A 6477-nucleotide genomic window follows, 5' to 3' on the forward strand; every position below is an offset into this window, starting at 1 on the left:
ATCATGTCAACAATCAAACCACATGGCGGAACCCTAATAAACCGGTATGAACCAGATACAGCACTTGATGGAATCTTAAAGGAAATTGAGCTCGATTCGTTTGCATTATCTGACCTAGAATTAATTGGGATTGGAGCGTTCAGTCCTTTAACAGGATTTTTAGGGAAAGAAGACTACTTATCTGTTGTAGAGAACATGAGATTAAAAGACGGAACGGTATGGAGTATTCCTGTTACATTACCGGTTTCAGAAGACAAGGCAAGTGAGCTTTCGGTCGGCGAGAAAGTTAAATTAACATTTGAAGGGGAGGTATACGGTGCGATTGAGGTTAGGGAAATCTTTGAACCTGATAAAGAAAGAGAGGCAGAGCAGGTTTATCGTACCTCAGATCTTGCTCATCCTGGAGTAGCTAAGCTCCTAGATCGTCCCGATGTATATGTAGCGGGTCCGATTACATTAATTAAACGGGTTGAAAGAGGCCGTTTTCAATCTTATCACTTAGACCCAGTGGAAACACGTAAAACCTTTACAGATCTAGGTTGGAAGAGAGTCGTTGGTTTTCAAACGAGAAACCCTGTACATCGTGCTCATGAGTATATTCAAAAAACAGCATTAGAAATTGTAGACGGCTTATTTTTGAATCCGTTAGTCGGAGATACAAAGGCTGACGATATCCCTGCGGATGTAAGGATGGAAAGTTATGAAGTCTTACTTGATAAATATTATCCAAAAGACCGTGTCTTCCTAGCAGTATTTCCAGCTGCGATGAGATATGCAGGACCGCGTGAAGCTATATTCCATGCGCTTGTTCGTAAAAACTATGGCTGCACTCACTTTATTGTAGGCAGAGACCATGCGGGTGTGGGTGATTATTACGGTACCTACGATGCTCAGTTGATTTTTGGAAACTTTACTGAAGATGAGCTTGGGATCACACCATTATTTTTTGAGCATAGCTTTTATTGCAAGGCATGCGGAAACATGGCTTCCACAAAAACTTGCCCGCATGGGAAAGAAGATCATGTTATCCTCTCAGGCACAAAGGTTCGTGAGATGCTTAGTAACGGAATCACTCCGCCGCCTGAGTTTAGTCGAAAAGAGGTCATTGAAGTCTTAATTAAAGGCATGCAGAAAAGTGTTCATGCTTAGTAGGTGAATGAAACATGGTATGACAAGGAAGGGTCAGTCGTCATAGTCTGAGGCGATGAAAGATTTACCTCAAACCGTTTTAGACCATCCTGCATGACACATTGAAAAAGAAAGTAGGCGAGCAGGCATGTTGACGATTGCAGCGTTTGCCATTGCATTCTTCTTTGCAATGAATATTGGAGCAAGTGGAACAGCAGCTGCTATGGGGCCAGCCTATGGCAGCGGGGCTGTACCAAATAAACGGATTGCGATGCTTCTTGTAGGAGTGTTTGCATTCTTAGGGGCACTGGCCGGCGGCGAAGTAGTTCGGACGATCGGCAGCGGCATCATTCCTGCTGATATTGTAGATGTTGAGTTAGTAATCATTATTTTAGCATCAGCATGCTTAACTTTATTTATAGCCAATTTACTAGGCATTCCATTATCAACAAGTGAAGTCGTAGTAGGGGCGATTGTTGGGGCGGGTATAGCTTATCAAGCTCTTTACTTCGATAAATTGTTAGTTATTGTATCATTTTGGGTGATTGTCCCGGTTGTTGCGTTTATAGTTGCCTACTTAGCCGGTCACCTTGTAAATAAAGCGGAAAAAAAGTGGCCTCTCTTAACGGGTAAAGGGAAGTGGAGAAAACCATTAGTCATTCTATTAATAGTCTGTGGCTGCTTAGAAGCATTTGCAGCTGGCATGAACAATGTAGCCAATGCAGTTGGCCCTCTTGTTGGGGCAGGGTTGATTGATGTGAGGACAGCTGTATTATTTGGAGGGGCTTTTGTCGCCTTGGGAGCACTGCTTTTAGGTGGAAAGGTGCTTGAAACAAACGGGAAAAAGATCACTAGACTCTCACTATTGCAAGGAAGCACGGTTTCCATTACAGGCGGCGGATTAGTCATTGTTGCGTCATTGTTCGGACTGCCGGTGCCACTGACTCAAGTGACGACTGGAGCCATTGTAGGAATTGGCACCGCTAAAAACGGGTTTAGGTTATGGCAAAAAGGCATTTTGAAGCAAATTGCCAAAGTGTGGGTAGTATCTCCGGTATTTTCTCTTGTGATGAGTTACGGATTGATTCTACTGTTTAGGCAAGCAGATTACTATACGTTTTTCGTTATCTTTAGTGTTTTCGTAGCAACTATTGGTTCGATCAGCCTCTATATACAGGTGAAAACGGAACGACGAACAACTTATGATGAAGGTGGAGGAATCTAATAGATCATCATTTGGTTTACCCTAAAAACATAGTAAAACGATCAAATTAATTGGAGTGGTGTACAGGATGGCTAATCAAAAAACTAACAATATCGTTTGGCATGAAGCAGCGATTACAAAAAAAGAACGTCAAAAAAAGAATGGACATCGCAGTGCCATATTGTGGTTTACCGGGCTGTCTGGAGCTGGAAAATCCACATTAGCTAATGCGCTTGAACAGGAATTGTTTAAACGTGGTTTAAGCAGTTATATCCTTGATGGAGATAATGTTCGACATGGTTTAAATAAAGGGTTGGGGTTTAGTGATGATGACCGGAAAGAGAACATTAGAAGAATTGGTGAAGTGGCAAAATTATTTGTAGATGCTGGCAGTATTGTCTGCACAGCCTTCATTTCTCCTTTTAAAGAAGATCGCAACAATGTTCGAGCGTTAGTTGAGGATGATGAGTTTATTGAGATTTATGTAAAAGCCTCTCTTGAAACATGTGAATCTCGTGACCCGAAAGGCTTATACAAAAAAGCACGCACTGGAGAAATCCCGGAATTTACAGGAATTAGTTCCCCTTACGAAGAACCTGACCATCCAGAGCTGACGATTGACTCAGACTCTTTAAGTGTTGAGCAGTCCGTTGAGAAAATTACCTTGTACTTAGCAGATCGAGGCATCATTTAAGAAGAAAGAAACACGGTCCGAGCATCATTATGCTGCTCACCGTGTTTCTTTTTCGTCATGATTATCTTCCAGTAAGTGATTCTAATGCATTAGCGACATCAATTTCTCCGTGTCCATAATACGCATCATGCCCTTCGGTCCCGAGGTCACGTGCGGTATTACGAATCACATCATAGACTTGCTTCACGTTTAAATCTGGACGCATCGCGCGAATCAGCCCAGCTAGTCCAGCTACATGAGGGGAAGCCATTGAAGTTCCAGACATAACCGTGTACTGATTATTAGGGAACAAACTAGGAATATGTGCACCTGGAGCTGCCACATCAATATGCTGTCCGTAATTCGAGAAGAAAGCACGATTTCTAGTGTCATCGACTGCAGCTACAGTTAGTACTTCTTCATACTGTGCAGGATACATTGGGTCTTCGACATTGTCATTCCCTGATGCTGCAATTAAGACCACGTCATTTTCATACGCATACCTTACTGCGTCTTGTAACACATCTGCGTGATAGTAATCCCCGAGGCTCATATTAATAACATCTGCCCCGTTATCAACCGCCCAATAAATCCCTTTTGCTACCTCATATGACGACCCTTCTCCGTTATCATTTAATACCTTAACAGGGAGGATCTTACTATGCCAAGAAACACCTGCGATGCCGGTTACGTTATTTGTCAGTGCGGCTGCTACTCCCGCTACATGTGTTCCGTGACCATGAGCATCTGAGTGGTCTGAAGATTCATCAAAAGCATTAAATCCAGTAAGAAGTTTATCTTTTAAGTCTTGATGTTCAGGGTCTACTCCTGTATCAAGGATGGCAATTGTTACATCTTTACCACCAGAAAGATTCCATCCCTCGCTCATTTCGATTTGCTCGAGATTCCATTGATAATCAGCGAAAAATTCGTCATTTGGTACGGTGGATTGCGGGGTGATGCCTGTTTGAGTAAATACATAGTTAGGCTCAGCAAATGCCAAATCATAATCTCTGCGAAGTCTTTGAATCAAAGCTTCGGTCGTTTCGGTTTCACTTTTCACCACGTAAAATGGATCGTTCTGCTTTACGACAGTTAAATCTTGATTATCTGTAAACCAAGCAGTATTATTTTGCGGACGTTTGAATTTGATTACTGCTTGATGTTCCACGTAAGTTAATTTTTCTTTATCTGGCTGTTCGGATTGAACCACAATCTGCCAACCTAATTCTGGCACCGTTTCTGCCTTAATCGATTCGGGTAAATCAGCCGTTGTTTTCCAATCGATGTTAGGGTTATCACCTGAAACGAAGAAGTTACCGTTTGAGTCTGCTACGGCAGCAGTATTACGGATAAATGCTTTAACAAAGGAAAGATCTACTTCTCCGAGAATCGTATGTCCGCCTTCGCTTTTTTCACCCATTAACATATACATTTTGCCGTCTTGTTCATACGGGTCTGAGAACTCACTATTCATATGATGATGTGTGAGTAAATTGGAATTAGAAGTCGACATGTCTCCGACTATGATTTCAGGCTGATCATCTTTTAGAAGGGCAAATCCATTAAAATGAGGATGTTCCTGCACTTCTTCACTAAAGCGTTCTTGTATTTCTGAGTCTGTTAAATCAGCATCTCCCCAGCGCTGGAGCTGAGCTGATAGTTGTTTTAAAAACATGGACGTGGTCAAAGCTAGATCTTGAGCCATTAATTGGTCCATTGCATTCGTTTCTAGTTTCTTTGGGATCTCTTTCGACTGAATTGCAATTTGGTTATCATCAATTAGAGCACGTCCTATCATTGCTAAAGCTAAACCCACTACAGCAACAATAGCAACGGTTTTTGCCATTCTCCACATTATCCTTGCTCCTTTGTCATGTTGTTTTTTTGATCATTAAAGAAATAAGCCATAAATAATTCATCGTCATATTGCCCGTTTAAGTAAGCTTGCTCTTTTTGTGTTCCTTCTATAACAAACCCATATTTTTTATAAAGGGTGATGGCAATTTCATTAGATGCAAATACAGTGAGACACAGCTTGTGCAAGTTATGCATTCGGCACCACTCAAAGGTATACTCCATAACCTTTTTGCCAATCCCTTTGCCTTGAGCATCTTCATGCAGCCAGGTTCGAAACAAGCCAGTATGTTTCTTCATTTCAAGTTCGCCTCTGACGACCCTTGCAATCCCTCTGGCTGCACCATTCACTTCGACAACGATATACATATTATCGTTTGCTTTCATTTCTTCAATGAATTGATGTTCTTCATTTAATGTACGAGGGCGCTCTTTTTGAATATAAGTGCCTTCTTTAATTATGGATGCAACAGAAGTAATAATGTCGTATGCATCGCTTTTTTGAACGGGGCGTAATGTAACATCGGTATCATCTTTAGCGGTAAAAGTCATAATCAATGGTTCTTGGGCTACCACCATACATCTTTCCTCCTTAATGTTTCTTTATCGCTTAACTTAATTAATTAGGTGTCCAAAAGTAATTAGGGTCTTGTTCGATTACACTCTCGATAATGTGTGAAGCAGGGACAATTTGGACTTTATTTTTCTCAAGGTCACGAAGCGAGGATAAGATGCCTGCTGCTGTTTCTTCGCCTTTTACACCGACATGACCAATTCCTATCGCAACACCTTCAACTGCAGCCACTTTTTGTAACAGCCTCATTTGTTTTGCAACATGGGATCGCGAAGATAGAGAATCGTCTAGAAATACATCTCGTACTGAATAAGGGATACGGCGTTCTTCAGCAAGCTCAGATATCACAGATTTATTACTCGTCCCGCTATCGATTACATACAAGCCGTGCTCTTTTACCACATCCAAAATAACACCCATAATCCGCCGGTCTTCTACAATTTTGCTGCCCATATGATTATTTAGACCAACTGCGTGGGGAACATCGTCAATCGCTTCTTCAACGCGTTTTCGTACTTCTTCATTAGAGAGGTCGCTTGTAATTCCTTTAGGGCCAAGCCATGAAGCTTTTCCTTTTTTAGGTTCAAGAGGGAGGTGGATGATTACTTCAAGTCCAGCGTGATGCGCCTCTTCCGCTTGCTCAGTTGAGTATTCAAGAAATGGCATGACGGCCGCGGTAATAGGAATATCACCTTTTAAAAAAGATTCTACTCCTTTAACATTTCCTCCAAAGTCATCAATCACTATCGCTACTTTTTTCCATTCGTCCGCTTGAGCCGTGAAAGGAGTGCAGAATATAACAGAAGTTATAGAAAAAGATAAAACCATTACTAAAGAAAAGAAGGAAGGGTAAGCCTTCATGAGATCACTCCTCATTTATAATAGATGTAGATATAGTGTTCCGTTTCGAAGCTTATTCTATGAATCCATTCAGCACAAAAAAACTCATGCGCAGGTTGGACGAGGCCACTGAAAAAGTCCTTTTGTTTTCTGAGAGTGGTTGGTCGAATTTATTCGACCAACCACTCTCTTTTTCTTATA

Annotated in this window: 6 protein-coding genes; 3 read left to right on the forward strand and 3 right to left on the reverse strand. The window is 41.6% G+C overall.

Annotation, left to right across the window (positions count from 1 at the left end):
- Window positions 1-3: 3 nt before the first annotated feature.
- From sat to cysC, 3 genes are all read left to right on the forward strand, one after another.
- Window positions 4-1149: a sulfate adenylyltransferase gene (gene sat, locus A33I_RS02915; RefSeq protein WP_022626960.1), complete on the forward strand. Its 1146-nt coding sequence runs from the start codon at window positions 4-6 to the stop codon at window positions 1147-1149.
- A gap of 127 nt (window positions 1150-1276) precedes the next feature.
- On the forward strand, window positions 1277-2353 hold the full coding sequence (locus tag A33I_RS02920) for an inorganic phosphate transporter (protein ID WP_022626961.1): 1077 nt from the start codon (window positions 1277-1279) through the stop codon (window positions 2351-2353).
- A gap of 67 nt (window positions 2354-2420) precedes the next feature.
- Window positions 2421-3026: an adenylyl-sulfate kinase gene (gene cysC / locus A33I_RS02925; RefSeq protein WP_022626962.1), complete on the forward strand. Its 606-nt coding sequence runs from the start codon at window positions 2421-2423 to the stop codon at window positions 3024-3026.
- A gap of 61 nt (window positions 3027-3087) precedes the next feature.
- Here the strand turns inward: cysC and A33I_RS02930 are convergent, their stop codons facing one another.
- From A33I_RS02930 to A33I_RS02940, 3 genes are read right to left on the reverse strand one after another with little or no spacing between them, the layout of a single operon-like run.
- Window positions 3088-4863 carry a S8 family peptidase gene (locus A33I_RS02930; RefSeq protein WP_022626963.1) on the reverse strand — a complete coding sequence of 592 codons (1776 nt, stop codon included), beginning with the start codon at window positions 4861-4863 and terminating at the stop codon, window positions 3088-3090.
- A complete protein-coding gene (locus tag A33I_RS02935; protein ID WP_022626964.1) occupies window positions 4863-5441 on the reverse strand; it encodes a GNAT family N-acetyltransferase in 579 nt (192 codons plus the stop codon). Before A33I_RS02935 ends, A33I_RS02930 begins: the two co-directional genes overlap by 1 nt.
- A gap of 40 nt (window positions 5442-5481) precedes the next feature.
- Window positions 5482-6297 (reverse strand): divergent polysaccharide deacetylase family protein, encoded by an 816-nt coding sequence (locus A33I_RS02940; protein WP_022626965.1) that lies wholly within the window; start codon window positions 6295-6297, stop codon window positions 5482-5484.
- Window positions 6298-6477: the final 180 nt, after the last annotated feature.

Source organism: Alkalihalophilus marmarensis DSM 21297 (assembly GCF_000474275.2).
In the GTDB taxonomy this organism is placed as follows: Bacteria; Bacillota; Bacilli; order Bacillales; family Bacillaceae_D; genus Alkalihalophilus; species Alkalihalophilus marmarensis.